General features: G+C 68.1%; 27 protein-coding genes. 26 read left to right on the top strand and 1 reads right to left on the bottom strand.

The genetic code is table 11. The features are described from left to right. Positions 1 to 119: 119 nt before the first annotated feature. From ABZ208_RS13765 to ABZ208_RS13695, 15 genes are all read left to right on the top strand, one after another. On the top strand, positions 120 to 410 hold the full coding sequence (locus ABZ208_RS13765; RefSeq protein WP_356909677.1) for an HNH endonuclease signature motif containing protein: 291 nt from the start codon (positions 120 to 122) through the stop codon (positions 408 to 410). A 6-nt stretch (positions 411 to 416) separates the two neighbouring features. Beyond that, positions 417 to 686, top strand: a complete 270-nt coding sequence (locus ABZ208_RS13760; RefSeq protein WP_356909676.1) for a hypothetical protein — start codon at positions 417 to 419, stop codon at positions 684 to 686. Beyond that, on the top strand, positions 634 to 2154 hold the full coding sequence (locus tag ABZ208_RS13755; RefSeq protein ID WP_356909675.1) for a terminase: 1521 nt from the start codon (positions 634 to 636) through the stop codon (positions 2152 to 2154). The genes ABZ208_RS13760 and ABZ208_RS13755 overlap by 53 nt, the downstream gene beginning before the upstream one ends. Then, positions 2136 to 2336, top strand: a complete 201-nt coding sequence (locus ABZ208_RS13750) for a hypothetical protein (protein WP_356909674.1) — start codon at positions 2136 to 2138, stop codon at positions 2334 to 2336. Before ABZ208_RS13755 ends, ABZ208_RS13750 begins: the two co-directional genes overlap by 19 nt. Further along, on the top strand, positions 2333 to 3688 hold the full coding sequence (locus ABZ208_RS13745) for a phage portal protein (RefSeq protein ID WP_356909673.1): 1356 nt from the start codon (positions 2333 to 2335) through the stop codon (positions 3686 to 3688). The genes ABZ208_RS13750 and ABZ208_RS13745 overlap by 4 nt, the downstream gene beginning before the upstream one ends. Then, a complete protein-coding gene (locus ABZ208_RS13740) occupies positions 3688 to 4728 on the top strand; it encodes an HK97 family phage prohead protease (protein WP_356909672.1) in 1041 nt (346 codons plus the stop codon). Before ABZ208_RS13745 ends, ABZ208_RS13740 begins: the two co-directional genes overlap by 1 nt. Continuing rightward, positions 4728 to 6221, top strand: a complete 1494-nt coding sequence (locus tag ABZ208_RS13735) for a phage major capsid protein (protein WP_356909671.1) — start codon at positions 4728 to 4730, stop codon at positions 6219 to 6221. The genes ABZ208_RS13740 and ABZ208_RS13735 overlap by 1 nt, the downstream gene beginning before the upstream one ends. Before the next feature lie 67 nt (positions 6222 to 6288). Continuing rightward, the gene (locus tag ABZ208_RS13730; protein WP_356909670.1) at positions 6289 to 6561 is read left to right on the top strand and encodes a hypothetical protein; all 273 of its coding nucleotides are present in this window, start codon (positions 6289 to 6291) and stop codon (positions 6559 to 6561) included. Positions 6562 to 6564: 3 nt separating this feature from the next. Then, positions 6565 to 7212, top strand: a complete 648-nt coding sequence (locus ABZ208_RS13725) for a hypothetical protein (protein WP_356909669.1) — start codon at positions 6565 to 6567, stop codon at positions 7210 to 7212. A gap of 1 nt (position 7213) precedes the next feature. After that, positions 7214 to 8032, top strand: a complete 819-nt coding sequence (locus ABZ208_RS13720; protein ID WP_356909668.1) for a hypothetical protein — start codon at positions 7214 to 7216, stop codon at positions 8030 to 8032. Next, positions 8032 to 8499 (top strand): hypothetical protein, encoded by a 468-nt coding sequence (locus ABZ208_RS13715; protein WP_356909667.1) that lies wholly within the window; start codon positions 8032 to 8034, stop codon positions 8497 to 8499. The genes ABZ208_RS13720 and ABZ208_RS13715 overlap by 1 nt, the downstream gene beginning before the upstream one ends. Before the next feature lie 29 nt (positions 8500 to 8528). Further along, on the top strand, positions 8529 to 8738 hold the full coding sequence (locus ABZ208_RS13710; RefSeq protein ID WP_356909666.1) for a hypothetical protein: 210 nt from the start codon (positions 8529 to 8531) through the stop codon (positions 8736 to 8738). Further along, positions 8738 to 9724, top strand: a complete 987-nt coding sequence (locus tag ABZ208_RS13705) for a phage tail tube protein (RefSeq protein WP_356909665.1) — start codon at positions 8738 to 8740, stop codon at positions 9722 to 9724. Before ABZ208_RS13710 ends, ABZ208_RS13705 begins: the two co-directional genes overlap by 1 nt. A gap of 13 nt (positions 9725 to 9737) precedes the next feature. Continuing rightward, entirely contained in the window at positions 9738 to 10253 is a 516-nt protein-coding gene (locus ABZ208_RS13700; RefSeq protein WP_356909664.1) for a hypothetical protein, read from the top strand. A gap of 9 nt (positions 10254 to 10262) precedes the next feature. Continuing rightward, complete coding sequence (locus ABZ208_RS13695) at positions 10263 to 10832, top strand: hypothetical protein (protein WP_356909663.1); 570 nt, start codon at positions 10263 to 10265, stop codon at positions 10830 to 10832. A 99-nt stretch (positions 10833 to 10931) separates the two neighbouring features. Here the strand turns inward: ABZ208_RS13695 and ABZ208_RS13690 are convergent, their stop codons facing one another. Next, complete coding sequence (locus ABZ208_RS13690; RefSeq protein WP_356909662.1) at positions 10932 to 11258, bottom strand: hypothetical protein; 327 nt, start codon at positions 11256 to 11258, stop codon at positions 10932 to 10934. Between ABZ208_RS13690 and ABZ208_RS13685 the strand changes: the two genes are divergently transcribed. From ABZ208_RS13685 to ABZ208_RS13635, 11 genes are all read left to right on the top strand, one after another. Next, positions 11257 to 14583 carry a hypothetical protein gene (locus ABZ208_RS13685; RefSeq protein WP_356909661.1) on the top strand — a complete coding sequence of 1109 codons (3327 nt, stop codon included), beginning with the start codon at positions 11257 to 11259 and terminating at the stop codon, positions 14581 to 14583. The two genes, ABZ208_RS13690 and ABZ208_RS13685, sit on opposite strands and share 2 nt — an antisense overlap. 11 nt (positions 14584 to 14594) lie before the next feature. Next, on the top strand, positions 14595 to 16877 hold the full coding sequence (locus ABZ208_RS13680; RefSeq protein WP_356909660.1) for a carbohydrate binding domain-containing protein: 2283 nt from the start codon (positions 14595 to 14597) through the stop codon (positions 16875 to 16877). A 12-nt stretch (positions 16878 to 16889) separates the two neighbouring features. Continuing rightward, positions 16890 to 17381 carry a hypothetical protein gene (locus ABZ208_RS13675; RefSeq protein ID WP_356909659.1) on the top strand — a complete coding sequence of 164 codons (492 nt, stop codon included), beginning with the start codon at positions 16890 to 16892 and terminating at the stop codon, positions 17379 to 17381. Continuing rightward, positions 17378 to 17878: a hypothetical protein gene (locus ABZ208_RS13670; RefSeq protein ID WP_356909658.1), complete on the top strand. Its 501-nt coding sequence runs from the start codon at positions 17378 to 17380 to the stop codon at positions 17876 to 17878. The genes ABZ208_RS13675 and ABZ208_RS13670 overlap by 4 nt, the downstream gene beginning before the upstream one ends. A 14-nt stretch (positions 17879 to 17892) precedes the next feature. Continuing rightward, on the top strand, positions 17893 to 19215 hold the full coding sequence (locus tag ABZ208_RS13665) for a glycerophosphodiester phosphodiesterase family protein (RefSeq protein ID WP_356909657.1): 1323 nt from the start codon (positions 17893 to 17895) through the stop codon (positions 19213 to 19215). Between the two features lie 24 nt (positions 19216 to 19239). Continuing rightward, on the top strand, positions 19240 to 20172 hold the full coding sequence (locus ABZ208_RS13660; RefSeq protein ID WP_356909656.1) for a peptidoglycan recognition family protein: 933 nt from the start codon (positions 19240 to 19242) through the stop codon (positions 20170 to 20172). Between the two features lie 16 nt (positions 20173 to 20188). Continuing rightward, positions 20189 to 20533: a hypothetical protein gene (locus ABZ208_RS13655; RefSeq protein ID WP_356909655.1), complete on the top strand. Its 345-nt coding sequence runs from the start codon at positions 20189 to 20191 to the stop codon at positions 20531 to 20533. A 33-nt stretch (positions 20534 to 20566) separates the two neighbouring features. Beyond that, positions 20567 to 20968, top strand: coding sequence for a hypothetical protein (locus ABZ208_RS13650; RefSeq protein ID WP_356909654.1), 402 nt, complete (start codon positions 20567 to 20569; stop codon positions 20966 to 20968). After that, entirely contained in the window at positions 20958 to 21290 is a 333-nt protein-coding gene (locus ABZ208_RS13645; RefSeq protein WP_356909653.1) for a hypothetical protein, read from the top strand. Before ABZ208_RS13650 ends, ABZ208_RS13645 begins: the two co-directional genes overlap by 11 nt. Before the next feature lie 286 nt (positions 21291 to 21576). After that, entirely contained in the window at positions 21577 to 21981 is a 405-nt protein-coding gene (locus ABZ208_RS13640; RefSeq protein WP_356909652.1) for a hypothetical protein, read from the top strand. A gap of 32 nt (positions 21982 to 22013) precedes the next feature. Further along, positions 22014 to 23078: an integrase gene (locus ABZ208_RS13635; protein ID WP_356909651.1), complete on the top strand. Its 1065-nt coding sequence runs from the start codon at positions 22014 to 22016 to the stop codon at positions 23076 to 23078. Positions 23079 to 23408 lie beyond the last annotated feature (330 nt).

The following is a 23408-nucleotide window of genomic DNA, read 5'->3' as shown; positions in this document are numbered from 1 at the left end:
GACGCCGTGACCAGCGATGGTGCTCCAAGAAGTGCAAGGACGCACACTACGGCGCCCTGCTACGGGCGGGCGAGGGGCAGCGTGGCGGCCTCTCACCTGAGGCTCGTGAGCGTCAGCGCGTGTACTGGCAGGAGAAGGGTCGACGCCGCCGAGCGCTCAAGCAGGGCGGCCTGTCGGAGCCGTACACGCTGAGTGAGATAGCTGAGCGTGATGGCTTCTGCTGTGCACTATGCGGCGATCCGGTGCCGATGGATGCGAAGGTCCCGGCGGCCCTGGCGCCGACCATTGACCACGTCGTCCCGGTGTCGCGTGGAGGGGATGACACCAAGGCGAACGTGCAGCTTGCGCACTTCCGCTGCAACAGCGTGAAGGGCCCGCGTGATTGGCCCGCCCTGTCGGCTAGCGAGTGACAGGGGGTGATCATCGTGGCGGCCGACGCGATCCGCGCCGAGCTTGATGATCTCAACGCGCACTCGACCACTCCCGGTCTCGCCGCCCTGGCGATCGAGCTTGCCGAAGCCTTCGACGCGACCGACGCCCCCACATCCCGTGCCGTTGTGGCGCGGGAGTTGAACGCCCTGATGAAGACGGTGCGCGCCCTGGCTCCGGTCGGCGAGGAGGGGGACGCAGTCGATGACCTCACAGACCGTCGAGAAGCCCGCAAGCGCAAGCAGCGGGGAGCCTGAGCGCGTCCGCGGCCATCAGCGGCCCCGCATCGCCACGTACCCGGCTTTCACGTCGTCGTCGGGCCAGGAGGCTGTCGAACTGGCTGCGACGGCCGGACTGGTCCTCGATGACTGGCAGCAGTTCGTCTTGCACGTCGGCTTGGGTGAGCTCGAGGACGGCTCTTGGAGCGCGTTCGAGACGTGTGTGAACGTGCCCCGTCAGAACGGCAAGGGCGGCATCATCGAGGCCCGCGAGCTGGCAGGCCTGTTCCTGCTGGGCGAGAAGCTGATCCTGCACAGCGCGCATGAGTTCAAGACGGCGAAGGAGGCTTTCCTCCGCATCGAGCGCCTGATCATGAACACGGATTCGTTGCGTCGGCGTGTGCGGAACGTGAGGCGCACGACGGGCGAAGAGGCCATCGAGATGCTGACCGGGGCCCGGCTGCGGTTCCTGGCCCGCTCGGGCGGCTCGGGGCGTGGCTTCACCGGGAACTGCAACATCCTCGACGAGGCGATGATCCTGGGTGACGACGCGATGGGTGCCCTGATGCCCACCATGGCTGCGGTGAAGGATCCGCAGGTCTGGTATCTCGGCAGCGCGGGTATCGGGCAGCCGTCGATGCAGCTGGGCCGTCTGCGGCAACGCGCTCTGGATGCCATGGAGTCGGGCGAGCCGGACCCGTCGCTGGCGTACATGGAGTGGTCGATCGATCCGCATGTCACGGAGTGCAACCTGGGCTGCGACCAGCATGACGATCCGCGTTCGCCGCTGTCGGTGGCGCGCGCGAATCCGGCGCTCGGCTACCGGCTGACGCTCGAGCACACGGCGCGGGAGCAGCTGACGATGGGTGACGGAGTGTTCGCGCGTGAGCGGCTCGGTGTGGGCGAGTACCCCAGCGATTCGGCGGACACCTGGTCGGTGATCGGCGAGGACGCGTGGCGGGCGCTTGCGGACGGTGACAGTCAGCCGTCGGACCCGGTGGCGTTCTCGATCGATATGACCCCCGAGCGGTCCCACACGTCGATCGGAGTGGCCGGCCTGAACGGTGAGGCCGTCCATGTCGAGGTGGTGGAGAACCGGCCCGGCATGGACTGGGTGGTGGAGCGGGCCCGTGACCTGCATGAACGCTGGTCGCCTCGCTGCTGGGTGGTGGATGCGGGCGGCCCGGCCGGCTCGCTGATCCCGGATCTCGAGCGGGCGCTGGGCGTAGAGATCGTGTCGCCGAAGGTGCGGCAGGTCGCGCAGGCCTGCGGGCAGTTCTTCGACGCGGTCGCCTCGAGCGACATCGTGCACCTCGACCAGGCGCCCCTCGCAACGGCTCTGGCGGGCGCGAGGAAGCGGGACTTGGGTGAGGCGTGGGCGTGGGCCCGACGTGGCGTCGGGGTCGACATCAGTCCGCTGGTCGCGGTGACGCTGGCCCGCTGGGGGCTGACGGCCGAGGTCGAGGAGCCGGAAGAGGAGGTCGAGCCATGGGTCGCCTTCGGGTGAGCAAGCAGGCGCTGGCCCGCCTCGGGGTGCTGGCTGGCGGCTGGACGGCCTGTGCCGGCGTAGGGCTGGCCTTGGATCTTGCGGCCGGGCTGATGGCGGGCGGCACGGTGTTCGCCGCCTGGTGCCTTCTCCTGGCCGATGTGGACCCTGCTGAGGGCGGCGGGAAGGTGGGACGCTCGTGACGAGTCTGTGGCGGGCAATACGCGGGCGTCCCCCCGAGCCGGAGCGGGCTATCACCACGATCGACGACTATGCGCAGGCTCTGCAGGAGTCGCTGGGGTACGGCTCCTGGTCGACGTTGGGGATGACGCAGACGCAGCCTGGCCATGCGTCAGAGAAGGCGCCCAGTGACTTCCCGGGGTACGCGACGCTGTTTGCGACGAACCCGGTGATCTGGTCCTGCATGGTGGCCCGTCAGTCGGTGTTCTCGGCTACCAGGTTTCAGTGGCAGCGCCTGAACAAGGGCCGGCCGTCTGAGATGTTCGGAAGCCCGGAACTGCGGCTGCTTGAAGAGCCTTGGGTGGGCGGTACGACGCAGGATCTCCTGGCCCGCATGATTCAGGACGCCGACCTCGCTGGGAACAGCTACTGGACCCGCATGGATAGCGAGCTGGTGCGCCTGCGGCCGGACTGGGTGCAGATCGTCCTCGAGCGCCGCACGCATCCTCACGGCGGCCACCTGGGCTGGAAGAAGTACGGCTACATCTTCGAGGAGCCTGGCTGCGATCCGGTGTTCCTGTGGCCGGAGGAGGTTTCGCACTACGCGCCGACTCCGGACCCGCTGGCGACGTACCGGGGCATGTCGTGGCTGACGCCGGTGCTGCGGGAGTCTGCGAACGACAACTTGATGGCGGCGCACAAGCGGAAGTTCATGGAGAACGCGGCCACGCCGAACATGGTCGTGCGGCTGTCGCGCGAGGTGACGCCGGAGGCGTTCGAGAAGTTCAAGTCCAAGATGGACTCGAGCCATCGGGGCGTGGAGAACGCGTACAAGACGCTGTACCTGGGCGGCGGTGCTGACGTCACCGTGGTGGGCAAGGATTTCCAGCAGCTGGACTTCAGCAACGTGCAGGGCGCTGGCGAGACCCGCATTGCTGCCGCGGCCGGAGTCCCGCCTGTGATTGTGGGCCTGTCCGAGGGCCTGAAGGCCGCCACGTATTCCAACTACGGGCAGGCCAGGCGCCGGTTCGCGGACGGCACGATCCATCCGCTGTGGCAGAACGCGGCTGGGTCGCTCTCACGTCTTGTCAAGCCGTCTGGCCCAAGCTCCGGGGCAGTGCGGCTCTGGTACGACGCTCGGGACGTGCCGTTCCTGCGGGAGGACCGCAAGGACGCTGCCGAGATCCAGGGCCTGCAGTCACGCACGATCCGGGCGCTGGTCGACGCCGGTTACGAGGCCGAGTCCGTGAAGCGGGCTGTGATGTCCGAGGACTGGGACCTCCTCAGCCATACGGGCTTGTTCAGCGTCCAGCTCCAGAAGCCAGGCGGTACCGGGCCGCCGACCGAGCCCACACCACCTGAGGAGGGGACCTGATGGGCACCCTGCATCCCGCGGCGCGCGACCTGGAGAGGTCCGCGCCGTTCTCATTCCAGCGAGCCGACGACGACGAGCAGGGCGACGGCCGGAGCCTCAACGGCTACGCGGCCGTGTTCGGCCAGGACACCGAGATCGACTCATGGGAGGGCCGGTTCACTGAGACGATCCGCAAGGGCGCCTTCCGCAAGACGATCCGCGAGCAGGTCCCGGTCATGCAGTTCGACCACGGCCGGCACCCGCTGATCGGGTCGCTGCCGATCGGATCGATCACGGACCTGCGGGAGGACGACCAGGGTCTGTTCGTCGAGGGCCGGATCACGGACAACTGGCTGATGCAGCCGGTCCGGGACGCCATCGCCGAGGGCTCCGTGAACGGCATGAGCTTCCGGTTCGAGGTCGTCCGCGAGGAGTGGCGCGACGCCGCCGGCAAGCTCGTCAGGCCCGAGGAGGTTCTCGACCTGCTGTGGATGCCGGGCGACCGGGGTCCGCTGCGGCGGGAGCTGATCGAGCTGAAGTGTCGTGAGCTCGGCCCGGTCGTGTTCCCGGCCTACGCCGGCACTGCGGTCAGTGTCCGCAGCCGGGGCTTGGCTGCGGAGCTGATCCGCAGCGACGACATGGCCCGGCAGATCCGCCAGTCCCTCGCCAGGGATGCCGCGGCCCCCCAGGTACCTGAAGATCCGGAGCTTCGCCGCGAGGTTGCGACTGCCCTGCTTTTCGAACAGGCCGAAGAGCCTGAGGGGCAGCGCATGGCAATTCACCTGGACGTCAATTCCGATCCGGAGGAGATGACTCGCCTCGTGCGAGACGCCCTTCGCACCCAGGCCGCGCCGCCCGTAGGGCACCCGGCCACCGAGACCACTACCGATGGCGCGCCGCTCGAGCGTGAGCACCCGCCAGCCCCTAGTACGACCGACGCGCCGCCCTCCGATGGGCACCCGTCGCCAACCCCGGCGAGCCAGGTTCTCCGGTCGGAGATCACCGATCGACTCGCATTCATGCGGGCGCATCTGGCGCTCATCGAAGACAAGGAAATCTAGTGGAACTGTCACACTCTCAGGCCAAGATCCGCCTGTCGGACATTGCTGGTGAGCTCGAGCGGCTCGGCGGCAAGGAAGACCTGACCGAGGCAGACGAGCAGCTCTTCGACGAACTCACCCGCGAGTACGCCGAAGTGGACGCGCACCGACGGAAGCTGGAGCGGGACGCGGCACTTGCCCGGGTTCGCAGCACCAGCCAGGACGTGGCGCGTCCCCCTGCGGCGACGCAGGTCCGCGCGGTGGGCGGAACGTCGCTCGGCAGCGACGGTGGCTATGACGCCGACCCGATCCTCAACCCCGACTCGGTCGAGGACTGCCGGTTCCGCAACCCGTGGGACCTGTCCGAGGTCCGCACCTTCGGTCAGCCCAAGGGGCAGATCGGCCGCGAGATGCGCGCCCGTGCTCTGTCGGCCATCACGAAAATGGGCGGTGCCAGCGACCGCGTCCGCGCGGCGGCCACCGACATCATCGAGAAGTGGGACGACGGTGATGCCCGTATCGCCCGCCACTGCCTCGCCACCAGCTCCCCGGAGTACCTGCGGGCCTGGTCGAAGGTCGCGGCCGGCAAGGGCCACATGATTACCCCGGACGAGCAGCGCGCCCTCGAGCGGGCCATGTCCCTCACCGACACCGCCGGTGGCTACCTGGTTCCGTTCCAGCTCGACCCGACCGTCATCATCACCGCCAACGGCAGCCGGAACCAGATCCGCCAGGCCGCCCGCACAGTCGTCGCCACCGGCGATGTGTGGAACGGCGTCTCCTCCGGCGCCGTGTCCTGGAGCTGGGATGCGGAAGCCGCCCAGGTCTCCGATGACGCCACCACGTTCGGCCAGCCAACCGTGCCGATCTACAAGGCGGCCGGCTTCGTCCCGATCTCCATCGAGGCGCTGGAGGACGAGGCCAACGTCACCCAGGAAGTCGCCCGGCTGCTGGCGTTCGGCCGCGACACCCTCGAGGCGGCCGCGTTCACCACCGGCAGCGGCGTTGGCCAGCCCACCGGCATCATCACCGCCCTCGCCGGTGGATCCTCGGAGGTCGCGCCGACCACGGGCGAGACGTTCGCGGCGGCGGACATCTACAAGCTCGACAATGCCCTTCCGTCCCGCTACCGGGCGGGTGCGTCGTGGCTGGCGAACCGGGCCATCTACAACCTGATTCGCCAGTTCGACACGGGCGGCGGCGCGCAGATGTGGGAGCGCATCGGCGCGGATGTTCCTCCGGAGCTCCTGGGCCGCCCGGCCCTGGAGGCCGAGGACATGGACGGCACGTTCGATGCCGCGGCCACGGCGAACAACTACCTGGCCGTGTACGGCGACTTCTCGAACTACGTCATCGCTGACCGTGTCGGCATGACGGTCGAGTTCATCCCGCACCTGGTGGGCGCGAACCAGCGTCCGACGGGCCAGCGCGGCTGGTACGCCTACTACCGGGTTGGGGCAGATTCGGTCAACGATTCTGCGTTCCGCATGCTGAACGTGGCCACCACCGCCTAGCAGCGACGAGCACCGCAAAGGGCCCGGAGAAGTCCGGGCCCTTTGCGACGCAGAAGGGAGTGGAACCGTGGCTATCAAGCGCTGCAAGGCGTCGTTCGCGGTCGTCATGAACGGTGCGCCCCGAGTCATCACTGCGGGGCAGCTGGTGGATTCCGACGACCCGGTCATCAAGGGTCGCGAGGCGTCGTTCGAGGACGTCGAGACGTACATGTCGGATCGCGCAGCTCGGGTGGAGCAGGCGACTGCCGAGCCGGGAGAGAAGCGGTCTGTGTCGCCGCCCGCCGCCAAGAAGACGGCTGCGAAGAAGACGTCAGCGAGCAAGCCGGATCCGGAGGCGTAACCCGTGCCCGGGTTCGGCATGCTGCAGGACGGCTTCGACGATGGCGTGGTGGATCCGGTGCTGTGGTCGCAGTCCTACGGGGATCCGGTGGAGGCCGGCGGCCGGGCCCGTGTTCCGTGCACGACGGGCTTCGCCGGGTTCCGGTCGGCGTCGGTCTATTCCCTGTCGTGGTCACAGGTGGCGTTGCGCGCCTATCCGCCGGAGCCGGGCGGCGCATCGACCGCGGCCCTGTCGCTGCTCGTCCTGTCGGATGTCGGCGGCACGGACGCGGGTTTCCTGATCGACCGGGCGCAGAGCGCTATGGGCCTGTACTCGCGTGTCGGGTATGCGGACGGTGGCGCCCTGTTCCCGGCCTACGATCCGGTGGCTCATGCGTGGCTGCGGCTGCGTGAGGCCGGCGGGTCATTGTTCTGGGAGGCGTCGCCGGACGGTTCGGCCTGGACTGTGCTGCGGACTGCTGTGTCACCGGCGTGGGTGTCCCAGTCGAATCTGTCCTGGCTGATGGAGTCACACCGGGACTCCGGGACGGACAACTTCGGTGAGGTCGACAACCTGAACATCAGCCGCGCCGGAGGCCTGTCTGCCTCGGCTCGGACTGTTGCAGGGCTCAGCTCTTATGCCCGGGTGGGCTCGACCTTGAGCGGGGGCTGACATGCCATATGACCTCGGCACCGTCGTGCCGCTGGGTACGACCGTCCGTGACGCAGCCGGGGATCTCGCCAATGCGGGCGCCATGGCCCTGTCGCTGGCCCTGCCGGATGGCACTACCACGACCGTCTCACCGGTGGCGCCGACGTCCACCGGCTTGTACGCCTACGACTATGCGACGGTGCAGGCTGGCCGCCACACGGTGCGCTGGGTGGCGACGGGGGTCAACGCCGGGGCGTACACGGACAGCTTCGACGTCCGTGAGGCCGCGCCGCCGGGGATCCTGTCGCTGGCCGACGCGAAGAAGCACCTCAACAAGACCGGCACGACCGATGACGATGAGATCCGCGGCTGGGTCGAGTCCATCACGGCTGGCATCGAGGGGCTGTGCGGGCCGGTCATCGTTCGCGCGGTGACGGAGCGGCACGAGGGTCGTCGTGTGTCGATGATCTGCCTGCGGCAGACGCCGGTCCTGTCGCTGACCTCGGTGGTGGCGATCCTTGATTCAGGCGCCGACTACACGGTCGGCGACCTGGACGTGGATGCCGTAACCGGGGTGGTGCAGCGACTGGACGGCGGCACGCTGACCGGTCCGCTGCGGGTGACATACACGGCGGGACGTCGCATCGTCCCTGCCGCGATCTCGTCCGCGGCACGCATCATCCTGCAGCACCTGTGGCGCACCCAGCAGGGGCCGGGCCGGCCGCAGCTCGGCACCGGGGACTTCGACGTCACCGAGCCGGTCGTTGGGTTCGGCTACGCAATTCCGAACCGTGCCCTGCAACTGCTGGAGCCGTATCGGCTGCCGCCGGGGGTGGGCTGATGGCCACCTCGGCAGTACCGGGTGCGATCGACGCGCTGCTGGCGATCCTGCGGGCCGATGCCGGCCTGGCTGATGTGACGGTCATCGACGGTCCGCCAGTCGGTGACATGGCGGACCAGGACTATGTGGCCGTCGGCTGGCAGGACGGCTCCGAGGAGTCCGTACAGATCGCGCAAACCTTCAACGCTGCGGGTGGCCGGACTCGTGACGAGGACTTCGCCATCCTCTGCTGGCTGGACACGTGGACCGGCGACAGCGACGTGAGAGCAAGGCGTCTGCGCGCCTTCGAGCTGCTGGCCGCCATCGAGGCGGCGATCCGTGCGAGCGGCGCCAACCCTGAGGCTCCGACCTTGAACGGCACGGTCTTGTGGTCTCACTTCACCGCAGGCGTGCTGAAGCAGGCCAACACCGACCAGGGCACCAGGGCCGGTATCGCGTTCACCGTGACCTGCCGCGCCCGTATCTGAACACCCCACCCCATTCAAGGAGTACAGCCATGGCGCGTGTGCGTCTTATCGGCCCGGAGCCGGTCACCGTGCCGGAGCTGGGTGACCGCGTGATTCAGCCCGACGAGGTGGTCGAGGTACCGGACGCAAGGTTCGACGGCTATGTGTGCCAGCCCGGCACGTGGCAGTCGGTCGAGGAGCCGGGTGCCGCACCGAAGAAGACCGCGGTGAAGGCCGCATCGAAGGGGAGTGACCACTGATGGCGATCGGATCCGGGCTCGGCGCACAGATCGGCATCGCGGCCGAGACGACGTATGGAACTTTCGTCGCGCCGTCGAAGTTCATCGAGTTCACCAAGGAAAGCCTCGTCCTGAAGAAGACGACGGCCCAGTCCTCGGGTATCGCTGCGGGCCGGCTGATGGCGCTGTCCTCGAGGCGCGTGGTGACCCAGAAGGAAGTCTCCGGCAGCCTCGACCTCGAGGTCACCAACAAGGGCATGGGCCTTCTGCTGCAGGCGCTGATGGGTACGACGGTCACGCCGGTGCAGCAGGAGTCCACCGACGCCTACCTGCAGACGCACACCTTGGCGGACACGGCGGGCAAGTCGCTGTCGATCCAGGCGGGTATCCCGCTGACCACGGGCACGGTGACGGACAAGAGCTTCGTCGGCTGCAAGGTCATCTCGGCGGAGTTCTCGTGCGAGGTCGGCGGCATGCTGACCGCCAGCTTCGAGTTCGACGGCAAGGACTGCAGCGAGGCTCAGACCTTGGCAACTGCCTCGTACTCGAACATGAGCCCCTTCAACTTCATGCAGATGGCGCTGAAGACCGGCACCTACGCGTCAGAGACGGCGCTGGACGGTGTCCGCAAGGTGTCGGTGAAGATCGAGCGCCCGCAGGCCGTGGACCGGTTCTATGCGAACCAGAGCGCGTTGAAGGCCGAGCCGATCTCGAATGACCTGGTGAAGATCACCGGTTCGCTGGAGATGGACTACGTAGCCACCACGATCGACGACCTGCATACCAGCGACGGCGCGACCGCCTTGGTGTGGGAGTTCGTCGGGCCCGTCATCGAGACGACGTACAACGAGACGTTCCGCATCAAGCTGCCTGCGATCAAGGTGGACGACGCGCCGCCGACGGTCGAGGGCTTCGACGTGGTCCGGCCCACCTTCAACTTCACTGCCCTGTACGACGGCACGAACGCCGTCGCCATCGAGTACATCAGCGCGGACACCACGCTGTGATCGGGGGTGCCCGATGGCGCAGTCCGTTCAGATAACCGGCACCGGGCAGCTCATCGAGCTGAGCCGGCGACTGAAGGCGGCGGGCGGGTCGAGGCTGAAAGCCAACTTCGCCCGCCGCATCCGGCATGCGGCCGAGCCGCTGAAGGACGACCTGCAACAGACCATCCGGAGCCTGCCCATCAGAAGCGAGGGCCGCAAGGCCGGAAAGCGCGGCGGCCCGTCGCCGACCACCAGGCCACTGCGAGCAACGGTCGCCGGGGCGGTCCGGATCAGTGTCCGCACTTCGGGGAATCCGGGCGCCCGGGTGTGGGTCGACAAGGCTCTCCTGCCGAAAGATCTGCGGAACATGCCCTCGGTCATGAACAGACCGGACGGCCGGATCCGGCACCCCGTCTTCGGCAACAAGAAGCGGTGGGCCAACAACTGGACCACGCCCTTGTGGTGGGAGAAGACCGTCCGCGCCCACACCCCGCGCATGCAGCGTGAGGTCGCCCGCGTCGTTGACGACGTCCGCAACCAACTGAGCTAGGAGCGAGCCTTGATCATCGTGTACACGCCCGCGGACGGTGAACCCGAGCACTACGACGCACGGTCGCTGGTGGTGTCCGAGGTGTCGATCGTCTCGCGGACCATCGACATGAAGTGGGCCCAGATCAAGGAGGGCCTGGCCGAGGACGACCTCGATGCGATGCGCGGTGTGGCGTGGGTTCTGAAGAAGCGCGTCCAACCGACGCTCAGGTTCGGAGACTTTGATCCCGGCATCGAGGAGCTTGTGACCCGTCTCGACAAGACCGAGGTCGAGAACTACGTCGCTGAGGCGGTCAGGATCGCAGAGCAGGATCCGGAGGTGACGCGCGAGCAGATCGCGGGGGCGCTGAAGGATCTGCCTGGCGTGGCCTTCGACCCGGCGCACGCTGAGGCTGTCATCAAGGAAATGGCCGAGGCCCCAAAAGGCGACGAGGCCCAGGAGCAGCCGGCCGATCTGGTGAGTCCGGAGCCCGCCGACGAGACCCCGAGTCCGAGCCTGGGATCGACGAGCAGCGGGCCGAGTACCTCGGACTCTTCGCTCACCTCCTCCACATCCCTCCTGCAGGAGTCGACGCACTGAGGGTCGAGGACTTCGAGTCCCTCATCGTCTGGATCGACTCCCATCTCGCGCAGCAGTCGGCAGGGGGTGAGTAGCCGTGACGACGATGAACTTCATCCTTCAGGGCCGCGACCAGCTGTCGCGGGTCTTGAACAACGCGGGCGATTCAGCGACCCGGCTGCACCGCCGGATCAGTGCCGCCACGACGAACAGCAGCGCGTCCATCAACCGGTTCGCACGGACCACCTCGGACCGCATGGCGGCCGTGTCGACGTCAACGAGGAAGTCCGGCGAAGCCTTTGGCGAGCTGAAGAAGACCCTCATCTCGCTGGCGCCGGCAGCCATCCCGGTGGCAGCGGCGATGGCTCCGCTCGTGGCGTCGACTGCGGCCGCCAGTGTGGCGGTTGCGGCATACGGCGCTGCGCTGGGCCCGCAGATCGCAGCCATGTCTGACGCCTCACAGGCGGAGAAGAAGTACACCGAAGCCGTCGAGAAGTCAGGCCGCCAGTCCAAGGAGGCCGCCGAGGCGCAGGCGGAGTACGCCCGAAAGGTGGCCAAACTTCCACCCGCTACCCGCACGGCCGTGGCAGCGCTGTCCGTGTTCAAGGAGGAATACAAGGACTGGTCGAACTCGCTGGCAGGCGACACGATGCCAGTGGTCACGAAGTCGTTCGCCGTGTTCGGCGGGCTACTGCCGAAACTGACACCGCTGGTGAAGGGCACGTCGACCGAGCTGAGTCGGATGATGACGATTCTCGCCGGAGGGATGCAGTCCCCTGGCTTCGACCGGCTCAACCAGAAGTTCGAGCGGTTCGCGACTGGAACACTGAAGGGGGTCAACGACGCACTGGTGAGGTTGCTGCGCACCAATGACGGCAGTTTCGGGGACGGCTTCAGCAAGTTCATGGCTTATGCCCGCGCGCAGGGTCCGCTCGTGGGGGAGACGCTACGGAACATCGGCCAGGCCCTGATGAACGTGCTCAAGGCCGGATCCCAGGTGGGCGTCGGCATGCTGCAGGCCATCAACGCGCTGGCGAAGCTGGTGGCCGCGGTACCGCCAGGCCTAATCACCATTCTGCTGCAGCTCGCTGTCGCCCTGCGGGTGGCGAAGCTGGCGGCCCTCGGGTGGGGTGCTGCCAGCGGCGCGATTGCCGCGATGGGCGCGCAGCTGGTGGCGATGCGGACGGCGGCGGCGGGTACGCCTGGCCGGCTGGCCGCACTGACCGCGTCGATTGGTGCACTGTCGCGCGGAGCGAAGCTCGCCCTCGCTGGTACGGGCATCGGCCTGCTGGTCATCGCCCTGACCGAGCTGGCGAACATCGGCAAGAAGGCTCCGACGGACATGGACCGCATGGCCACGTCCATGGGCAAGTTCGCCCAGTCCGGCAAGCTGTCCGGAGAAGCGGCCAAGGTCTTGGGCTCCGACTTCCGCGAGTTCGACGAAGCGCTCCGCGGCATGGCCAGGCCGGGCCAGTGGGACCAGATGCAACAGGGCTTCACCAACTTCTTCGGCCAGGACTCCACTCCGGTCAAGCGGTGGAAGGCAACACTCGACGACGCCGACAAATCACTGGCCAACATGGTCAAGTCGGGGAACGCCGAGATGGCGGCGGCAGCTTTCGAGAAGTTGGCGGCGCGGGCCAAGAGCCAGGGCATGACGACGGGCGAGCTACGCAAAGAGCTCGGGGACTACAAGCAGGCACAGGCCGACGCCAGGTTCGAGCAGGAGCTTGCGGCCCAGGCCATGGGCCTGTTCGGCGCGCAGGCCCAGTCGGTGCAGGCCAAGCTGGACGCGCAGAAGCGTTCCACGGATGGCCTGCGGCAGAGCATCATGGCGCTGAACGAGGTGAACCGTGCGGCGCTCGACGGCAGGGCGGGCATGGAGGCCGCAATCGACGCGGCGGCCGAGGCGACGAAGAAGCACGGCAACGCGCTGAAGATAGTCAACGGGGAGCTGGACCTCACCTCGCAGGAAGCGCGTGACGCATCGGGCACGCTGACCGAGCTGGCGCGCAAGACGGAGGAGAACGTCTCCAGCGCCCGGGACTCGGGCAAGTCGTGGGAGTACGCCAAGGGCGAGTACGACCGCGGGCGCGCGGCGCTCATCAGGGCGGCTGACGCCATGGGCCTCAACAAGAACGAGGCCAGGGCACTCGCCGACCAGATCTTGAAGACGCCGAACAAGACGGCGTATCTGAAGGGCGACATCGGGGATCTGCAGGGCAAGCTCGCTGATGCGAAGAAGCGACTGGCGACGGTGCCGGACTCCCGTAAGGCGAAGGTCCGCGCCGAGATCTACCAGCTCGAGCAGGCCATCGCCGCGGCGAGGCGGAAGCTCGACGGACTCAACGGCAAGACCGCGCACACCTACGTCATCACCCACCTGCAGGCGCGTAAGGAAGGCGTGCACGGTACCCAGCTCGGCTACGCGTCCGGTGGTCTGGTCGGCTTCCCTGGCGGTGGCATGGTCCGCGGTCCGGGCACCGGCACGTCGGACAGCATCCTTGCCCGGGTGTCGAACGGCGAGTTCGTTGTCAGGGCAAAGAGCGTGGCCCGCTATGGGGTGCAGTTCCTGCGCGCCATCAATGAGGGCCGCCTCGGCATGGCGGCGGCGACGAGCGGCGGCGCCATGAGCGGCGCCGGCCGGGACGTCGGCCGCGGACTGGCCGGCGGTATCGGGGCGAGCCTCAGCACAGTCGAGGCATCGGCCCGGCGAATGGCGGCTGCGGTCGTCACCGGTGTGCGAGGCGAGCTGCAGATCTCCTCCCCGTCCAAGAAAATGCAGGCCCTCGCCAAGGACGTCGGCAAGGGGCTGATCCTCGGGCTGACCGGGTCCAAGGCGAAGATCGCGGCCACGGCGAAAGACCTGGCCAAGGACATCTGGGCTGCTTTCACGGGCAGCAAGGACAACCGCCTGGTGGCGATGGTCAACCGTGAGACCAAGAAGCTCCAGGACTTGGCGTCCAAGCGGGACGGTCTCGCCAAAAAGATCGCCGACGCGAAGAAGTTCGCCAGCGACACCACCACGGCCGCGCGGCAAGGTGCCGAGCTCGGCAGTCTCGGGCTGGACGCGGAGGAGGTGAGCGCGGGCAGCATCAAGGCCGGCCTCGCACAGAAGCTGGCGCAGATCCGCCAGTTCACCCGGCACATCGACATCCTGGCGAAGCGTGGCCTGTCGAAGGGGCTGCTGCGGCAGATCCTGAACATGGGCCCCGAGGCGGGCAGTGCCTACGCCTCCGCGCTGGCGGGCGCCGACAAGGGCACGATTGCATCCATCAATTCGATGCAGTCGCAGATCGACAAGTCCAGCACCGATCTCGGCCGCCTGGGTGCGGACCGCCTGTACGACTCGGGCAAGAACGCGGGCAAGGGATTCCTGAAGGGCCTCACCTCCCAGCAGAAGGCGATCGAGGCCCAGATGCTGAAGATCGCCAAGGGGATGGACAAGGCGATCCGCAAGGCGCTCGGAATCAAGAGCCCGTCCACGGTCATGGCGGCCGTCGGCCGGTTCTCGGCCGAGGGCCTGGCCCGCGGCCTGATTGCTGGCGGCCCGCAGGTGGGCCGGGCAATGGGCGGACTGTCGGGCGTGGTCGCGGCCGGCGTCCGTCCCGCACGCAGCGTGGGCGCCACCAGCCGTACAGGCCAGGCGCCAGTAATTCACATCCACGTCGACGGCACAGTCATGGATCCGGTCGCTGTCGGCCGCCAGATCCAGCGTGTGCTCAAGGAGTTCCAGCGGACCCAGGGCGGCACCGCCCTGGGCCTGGCATAGGGGGTGGTGCTGTGACTCGGCTGTCCGTGGAAGTGGCGTTCGGGTACAGCATCACCGACTCGTCGCCGGAGTGGTCGAACATCACCCGGTACGTCGACATCCAGGGTGGGCTGACCATCAACCGGGGCGCCTCGGATGAGTTGTCGGAGACGCAGGCCGGGACGTGCACGCTGACGCTGGACAACAGTGATGGCAGGTTCTCGCCCGGCCTTGCGTCCAGCCCCTACTACCCGAACGTCAAGAAGAACGTGCCGATCCGGATCCGGACCATCACCACAGCGAAGAACCTGATCACCAACCCGAGCTTCGAGTCAGGACTGTCGGACTGGTCGCAGACCGTAAGCCCGACCGTCGTTCAGAACAACGGCCACGTCCAGCACGGCAGCCAGGCCATGCGCGTCACCTGGGGAGCCCCGACCGGACAGGCCGTTTTCACGGTGCTGTACGGGCTCGACATCGGCGAGACCTACACCGCCAGCGCCTACGTGTGGGTGCCGGTCAGCGCGCCGTCTGTCGAGATCCACATCGACGGCATGGCGGCCGGGACCCCGTCGAGCACTACCGGCGCCTTCCAGCGACTGACGTACACGTTCGTCGCCACCGCCACGGCGCACACGCTCGTGGTCGAGGTGGTGGGCACACCGACACCTGGCACGCAGGTGTGGATCGACGCCGTGCAGGTCGAGGAGGGGAGCACGGCGACGACCTTTGACTCTGACGGCGCGCAGGTGCACCCGCGGTTCTACGGCATGGTCAACGAGTGGCCGATCCGCTGGGAGGGCCTGGAGTCGAAGGTCAGCATCACGTGCACGGACCTGTTCAAGTGGCTGGGCAACCAGCCCGAGCTGTCCTCGATGCTCGTCCAAGAGGTGCTGCTCGACGACCCCATCGTCTACTACCCGCTGTCCGAGCCGTCCGACGCGACCAGTGCCGGCGACCTGGTGGGAACCGGCTCGGTCGGCACGCTGGCCGTCACGCAGGTCGGCTCGGGTGGCACGATTGAGTTCGGCGCGGGCGAGGGTCCGACCGGTGCCGCGCCTGTGTTCACGCCGTCGTCCGCATCCGTGGGCAAGTACCTCAGCGCGGACCTCGGCCCGAACTTCGTCGATGCCAACGTCTCCTTCAGGGTGCGGGCCGAATGCTGGTTCTCCACCTCGACGACGAACCGGGTGCTGCTGGGCCTCACGTCGACAGACGCCGCATCCAGGCTGGTCATCCTGCTGGAGTCGGGCACGGGAAAGATCGCGATCGAAAAAGAGCAGGCCGGCTTCGGCGTCACGACCACTGTGTTCGGTACGCCGAACCTCGCGGACGGGGCGCTGCACTACCTCTGCTATGTCGAGGTCGCGAACGAACTGACCATCGACGGCACCACGTACACCGTCTCGTCCACCAACGCCATAGACCTGCGGATGCTGACCGTCGGCGGATTCGCCAACAACCGATTGTGGGCGGGGACGATCGCGCACCTGGCAATCTACCTGCGGTCCGTCACCACCGCCGAGCTCACTCCGCACCGCACGACCGGGACCACAGGGCATGTCGGCGAGGACGCCGACGATCGCCTGTCCCGCCTCGCCTCCTACGTCGGGCTCACCGTCAGCACCTCAGGCTCCACCTTCGATGGCATGGCTTCACAGGCGATGCTCGGCAGGCCGCCGCTGGAGCATCTGCGGGAAGTGGAGCGCACCGAGTCCGGGAGGCTCCTCGCCTCCCGGTCAGAGGCCGAGCTCGTATTCCAGTCCAGGGATGTGCGCTACAACCAGCCCGCTGCCGTGTCGATCGAGTATGCCGACCTGGACACCGGCGGCGTCGAGATGGCCGACGACGACCAGCGCATGGTCAACACCGTCGTCGCTAGCCGGCCGGGCGGCGCGACGCAGCGCGTCGTCGACCAGACTGCTCGCGACCTCTACGGGCCCAAGCAGCAAGACCTCGAGCTGTTCAAAGACAGCGACCTGAGCGTCACGGATGCCGCGAACTGGATCGTCAGCAGGTACGCCGACCCACCACCCGAGCTGCGGTCCGTACCCCTTGAGGCATCGACCCTCGACCTCGCCGACTACCGGGCCCTGCTGGACGCAGACGTGTCCACGGTGTTCGAGGTGACGGACATGCCCGACGAAGCACCGTCGTCCACGCAGACGGTGACGATCGAGGGCTACGCCGAGACGATCACGCAGGCCCAGCACAAGTTCGCGTTGCACACGTCGCGGGCGCTGACCGACACGGTGTGGGTCCTCGACTCGTCGAGCTACTCGCAGCTGGACTCCACCACCCGACTCGCCTACTGATCGGGGGACTCCATGGCACGCATAGAGCAGCCCACCTTGCGCCCGGTCCTGCGGGCGGAGGACTTCTATCTGCCACCGCCTGGGCAGCCTGCGGACGCCTGGCGGCTGGTGCCTCCTGCCGAACGTGCGCTGCGCTGGTACGAGGAGAAGGCGCAGCGGCGCCTGCCCCGCCCGCAGGGGACGGACCTCGGTCCGCCCACGATGGCGCGGATCGACGCCGGGCGCTGGGTCGCGGACTGCCCATGCGGTTCTGCACAGGTCGTCACCCCCGAGGACCCGCGCATGTTCTGCGTCGAGTGCCTGCCGTCGGCCTGGCTGCGCGTCCGGTTCCCCACAGATGTGGCAGCAGCCGAGGCCACCGTCGCGGCGAAGCCACAGCATGAGCGGTTCTGGTGGCAGCCCGGCGACGACGCCTGGAACCGCCCGGCCGAGCAGGAGAAGGAACAACCACCCAAGGAGGAGCTGGCCCAGGGCCTGCCCATTGAGGGACGGAGGCTTCCGTGACCTTTGCCCCCAGGACGTGGGTCGTCGGCGAGACCGTGACCGCCGCCCTCATGAACCAGGAGATCCGCGACCAGATCAACTCCGTGCTCGCGGCCTGGACGTCGTACACGCCGACATGGACATCGGCCGGCACCGCGCCTGCGCTCGGCAACGGGACCTTGGTCGGCCGGTACATGAAGATCGGCCGCACGGTGATCTACCAGATCAACCTCATCGCTGGATCGACCACCACCTTCGGAACCGGCGGCTACTCCTTCGAGCTGCCGGCCACGTCGGCGAACGTGGGCGCGAGCTTCATCGGCAACGCGCACCTGCTGTCAGGCTCCACCCGGTACGTCGGGCAGAACGTCATCTCGCCGAACGTGACGACGACCAGCCCCTTCTATCCGACGAACTCAACGACGACCACGACCAGCCAGCTGACCGCGACTGTGCCCTTCACCCTGGTCAGCGGTGCCAGCGTCCGCATCACCGGCGTGTACGAGGCTGCCTCGTGACCGAGGGAGTGAGCATGGCGACGAGCCTCGACGATCTGCCGACTCCGCTGTATTCAGCCCACCGCGGCGGCGCAGGCGAGGCGCCGGAGAACTCGCTCGAGGCGCTGCGGAGTTCGGCGCCGTGGGCGGACATCCTCGACCTGGACACACAGGTGCTGGGCGACGGCACCCCGGTCCTCATGCACGACGCGACGGTGGACCGCACGACCGGACGCAGCGGACCAGTCAGCGCGTTCGGTCTGGCGCAGTGGCTGCAGCTCCGCGCCAACCCCAGCGTGTGGTTCGCGACCGCCTCGCCGTCGTTGCCGACGCCGACCGTCGAGCAGGCGCTTGATGCGCTCGGCTGTACACGGCCCATGACTGTCGAGGCGAAGGACGCGTCCGGCGTCCCGGTCCTGGCCGGGATGATCCTCGAGCGCGGCCTGCAGAACAGCGTGCTCATCAACACCAACTCGCCAGACGTCGTGGGCGCGATTGTGGCGGCCGGCTGCCGTGCGCACCTGTGGCGCTCCGCCACCCAGCTTGCACTGGACGATATCGACGACCTGCGGGCTACCGGCGCGGACGTCCTCGACGTGGACATCGCCTCACCTGACAGCGACATCCTGGCCGCGGTTGCTGTCGGGTTCCCGCTCGGCGTGTGGGCGCACACCATCGTCCGCCGCCGCGACCGTGACCGGGCGCTGAGTCTGGGCTGTCGCGGCATCGTCACCGACTACCCGGCCTACATCTCCGGCCGCGCACCCCGCCGCAAGGCCAGCTCGTTCAGCACCGGCTTCTGGGGGAGCGGGTGGGTACCCACCGGCAAACGCCCGGTGCTCGACACCAGCGGCAGGATCCCGCTCCCCGCCCCGACGTCGAGCACCGACACGCAGGTACTCCTCGCAGGCGAACTGTCCGAAGCCCCGGCCACCGGGACGTTCGAGGTCAAGTTCAGCGTGCCCACGGCAGGCTCGTCCGGCTGGTCCGTGCTGTCCCTGCACCTGGGCGCAGACGACGCACCCACCCGCCTCGTCGGGACGGAGATCCTGCACGACGGCTACACCATGCAGGTCACCAACTCCGGCAGCCTCCGCATGTACCGCGACGACGCTTCGAGTGGCACGTCCACGCAGCTCGCCAACACGGCGGCCGCCGGAACGCTCGCCGCCGGGACGACGTACTCGCTGTGCTGCACGCTCACCGCCACGACCATCACCGTCGCCGTCCCCGAAGCCGGGCTGTCGACCACCGTCACCGACAGCGCGTACCGCAAGGCGTGGGCCGTGTTCGTCGGCCGCAACTACTCGGCCTCGGCCACCGGCCGCATCGACATCCACAGCGTCACCACACCCTGACCCGCCCCGAGGGGAACGACCCGCATGGCCACACCTCTGTCGGCAGACAGCATTCTCAAAGCCCTCCGCGACGAGGGCGCCACCGTCGTCGAGCACCGGAACTGGCGGACGCACAACCGCAACCACATGGGACCGTGGGGCCCCGTCCACGGCGTGGTGATCCACCACACCGTCAGCTCCGGCACGGACTCGTCAGTGGAGCTCTGCTACAACGGGCACGCCTCCCTGCCCGGCCCGCTGTGCCACACCGTCGGGGCGAAGGACGGCCGGCTGTTCATGGTCGGCCACGGCCGCGCCAACCATGCGGGCCTGGGTGACGACGACGTTCTGCGCGCCGTCATCGACGAGACCGCGCTGCCTCCGGACGACGAGGCCAACACCGACGGCAACCGGCACTTCTACGGCATCGAGCTGGTCAACCTCGGCGACGGCAAAGACCCCTGGCCAGAAGTGCAGAAGGAAGCCGCGGTCCGCTGGGCCGCCGCAATCTGCCGGGCGCACGGATGGAGCGAGAAGTCCGTCATCGCCCACAAGGAATGGCAGCCCGGCAAGGTTGACCCAACCTTCGACATGGCCATGTTCCGGGCCCGCGTCGCCGAACGCCTCGCCCACCCTGCCAGCTGGAACCCCGGCTCCACACCGCCGCCCGAGGAGGACGACGTGCCGCTCACCAAGGCCGACGTCAGCACCGTATTCAACACCGACAACGTCATCGCCGTACCCGCCGACTGGTCCCCGGGCAACACGCACTGGACCGCGGCGAGCGTGCTCATCGACCAGGGCAAGCGGCTCCGCTCCCTGCAGGCCGAGCTGAAGGCGCTCACCACGACGAACACCAAGCTCGTCGAAGCGGTCGCAGCGCTGGCCGCCGATGTCGACGACCTCGACCCCACAGCCATCGTCGCCGAACTCAAGGCGGCGATCGAGTCCATCGACGTCAGACTCGACGTCGCCTGACAGGAGGACACCTCCCATGAAGACCTTCGGACGCGAGCCTGCGCTCCTCATTGCTGCCGTGTCGGCTGCGCTGTCGCTGCTCGTCAGCTTCAACTTCGGCCTGTCGGCGGAACAGTCCGCCGCAATCGTCGCCGTCATCTCCGCCGTATTCGCTGCGGCCACCGCTGCTATCACCCGGCCGATCGCACCGTCCGCGTTCACCGGACTCGTTGCCGCGGCTGTCGCGCTGCTCGCCGCCTACGGCCTCGAGGTGTCCGCCGAAACTGTCGGCGCCCTGAACGCTGTGGTGCTCGCGGTCCTCGGGCTCATCACCCGCGGTCAGGTCTCGCCGGCCGCCAAGTCTCCGGTCTCTGGGGTTTGAGTGCGGTGCCGTCTGCTGCGGCGGCTGCGCCGAATGCTTGGCCGCCGCGGCGCGATCCTCTCCTGTTACGGCGTCGTCTGGCTGCTGATCGGCTGGGGGCAGATCGTGCAGCCTCAATCGGACCGGCGCGGGCTGGCGCTGCTGCTGTCGTGGGCGCCTTTGCAGGCGTGGGCGTGGTGCTGGATTGTCGCCGGCCTCGTCGCCCTGGTGTGCGCGTGGCTGCCGCAGGGCCGTGACGCGGCCGGCTTCGTCGCCCTCGTGGTGATCGTGGTGCCGTGGATGGCGTCCTATCTCGTCTCCTGGTTCCTCGGGATCTATCCCAGGGGCTGGGCGGCGGCTGCAGTATGGACGGCCATCACCGTCCCGATCATGGTGGTGCTGGGATGGCAGGAGCCGCCCCGCAGCAAGATTGCGAGACCCCCTTATGAGTCCTGAGACCTGGGCATCGATCGGCGTATCGGCCGTGACCGGCGTGTGTGGCGTGTGGGCGGCGCGTGCTGCACGCCGAACGCCCAAGCAGGAGCGGCGGGATGATTTCCTCGTCATCAGGGACTCGCTCAACCTGCGCATCGACAAGCTCGAGCGGGACCACGCTGAGCAGCAGGACCAGATCACCGGCCAGGGGGCGGCGATCTCCTGGCTCATCACGGACCGGCACAGTCTCGTCGGCTACATCCGCAAGTCCGGGCTCGAGCCGCCGGCGCCCAGGCCGATCCCGCTCCGGGCGCAGCCCTTTCTCAACCACGTCGACCTGTGAGAACTGGAGTGCGAATGGACGAGGAGCCTCCGACGGAGCGGCCGATCCAGCGGCGCATCGACGAAACGGCAGCGGACCTCGACACGTTGGTTGACATGGGTGCAGCCGAACCACCGCCCGAGCCCGCACCCGCCTGACCCCCGAGGGACAAGAGCCCCCGCCATCCTGCCAAGCGCAGGGCGGCGGGGGCTTCTTGCTGTCACCTGATTGGACGTCACTACCCTTGATAACATGCCATATCGCGGGCGAAAAAACGGTACAATTAGCTATGCCTCAGAAGCCTCCCATGGACCGCCAAGCTACGGCCGAGACGACCTATCAGGTCTGGTACTGCAAGCGCTGCGACAAGGCGTGCAAGATCCAGCCGCCAACCATCGAACCTGGGTGCCGCTGCGAGAATCCCGTTCCCGGTCTACGCCCGACGCTGGTGACGCAGATGCACCAGCCGAAGCTTCGCCCCATGCAAGCTCTGACCGAAGAGGAGGGGCGACTGCGCGCCCTGGCCCGCAAAGGTAGGCGCGTTCAGGTGACTTACGAGGCCGAGATTAGCGAGGCGTGGATATCTCCTGGCCGCGACGGCGTGAAGCGTATCCAGTTCATCGTCACCACTGCTGACGGTCGCCGCCACGTAGTCGACCCTGCCCTCCCTGGTCTTCACGTCGAAGCCGCGCCCGACGGGGAACAGGGGTGAACGAGGAGCGGCGCCAGGAACTAATCGCCCGCATGGGGAACGAGATCGTCAATACTGAGCGCCCGCTTGAGTCTCTGGCTCAGAAGGCAGACCGCATCGAAGCTGCCAACAGGGCAGCCCTCTACGACGCTGCGACGCTCGCCGTCCTTCACGCCATGGAAGAGGCGGCCGAGAAGCACCTCGACGCCATCCGCCCCCACAACACCAAGCGCGGCTACGCCAACGACTGGGCGCTGTGGGAGGAGTTCCACGACTGGCTGGGGGAGCGCACCGGGCACCGGATCGCCTCGACCAACGTCACCAAGGGCACGCTCGTCGGGTTCGTCGTCTGGCTCGACACCATCAAGCTCGCCGCGCCCAACTCGATCGACCGCAGGATCACCGGCGTCACAGTCACCGCCAGGAACGAGCACGGCGTCGAAGTACCGAAGGCCGCCACCGTCGCCGCCCGTCAAGCGCTCAAGCCGCTGAAGAACGATCCCGAACGCATGGCCCGCGGACGCGGCAAGGCCGCCGCCGTCACGCCCGAACAACTCCGGCAGATGAACGCCGCCGTCGCCGACGGACTCACCGGCCTCCGCGACCGCGCCCTCTGGCTCATGGCCTTCGCCATCGCCGGACGCTCCGCCGAAGTCGCCGCCCTCCGCGCCGACACCATCGTCCACGTCAGCCAGGGCCTCGAAGTCCACGTCCCCGCCGTGAAGGGCCGCCCGCCCCGGGACGTGGTCGTCCACTACGGCAAGAACCCCGACACCTGCCCCGTCCGCGCCTGGCTCACCTGGCGCGCCGCCGCAGGCGTCACCAGCGGGCCCGCCTTCCTGCCCATCACCGTCCACGGCCGCCTCGGCGACCGCGCACTCTCCCCGGAAGCCGTCCGCGAGATCATCGCCCGCAACGCCGAACGCGCCGGCCTCGCCGTCCGCCTCACCGGCCACAGCATGCGGGCCGGGTTCATCACCACCAGCCGCGTCGCCGGGAAACGCGAGGAGAAGATCCGCGCCCAGTCCGGGCACGCCGAGAACAGCCCCGCCTTCTGGGGCTACATCCGCGAAGCCGACAAGTGGACCGACGCCGCGTCCGAGGACATCGGGCTATGAGCGCTTAAGGGAACGTTATGCGCTGGTCGTACTCAACGGCTGCACGACGAAGGCCCCTCCCGAAGGAGGGGCCTCTCGTATTGGCGCGGCCACCGAGCGACCCGAAGGTCCCCGCCCCGAAGGGGGGTTGCGAACTGCGGTGGCCGCCCGCACACGATAAGCGGAACACTGCCTTCGTGTCAGCCCCTCGTGCCACACTGGGATCCTGTTGCGCGAGGCGCCGGTGACGGGGCTACCTGCCGTGCACAGTGGCGCTGGCCTTCTGGGCGCGACCGCCGAACCCGACGCCCGCCCCTGCTACCGGGGCGGGCGTTCGTGCGTCACCCGTCC

This window comes from Streptomyces sp. NPDC006208 (assembly GCF_040613775.1).
Lineage (GTDB): Bacteria > Actinomycetota > Actinomycetes > Streptomycetales > Streptomycetaceae > Streptomyces.
This window is presented reverse-complemented; position numbering and strand designations above follow the sequence as displayed.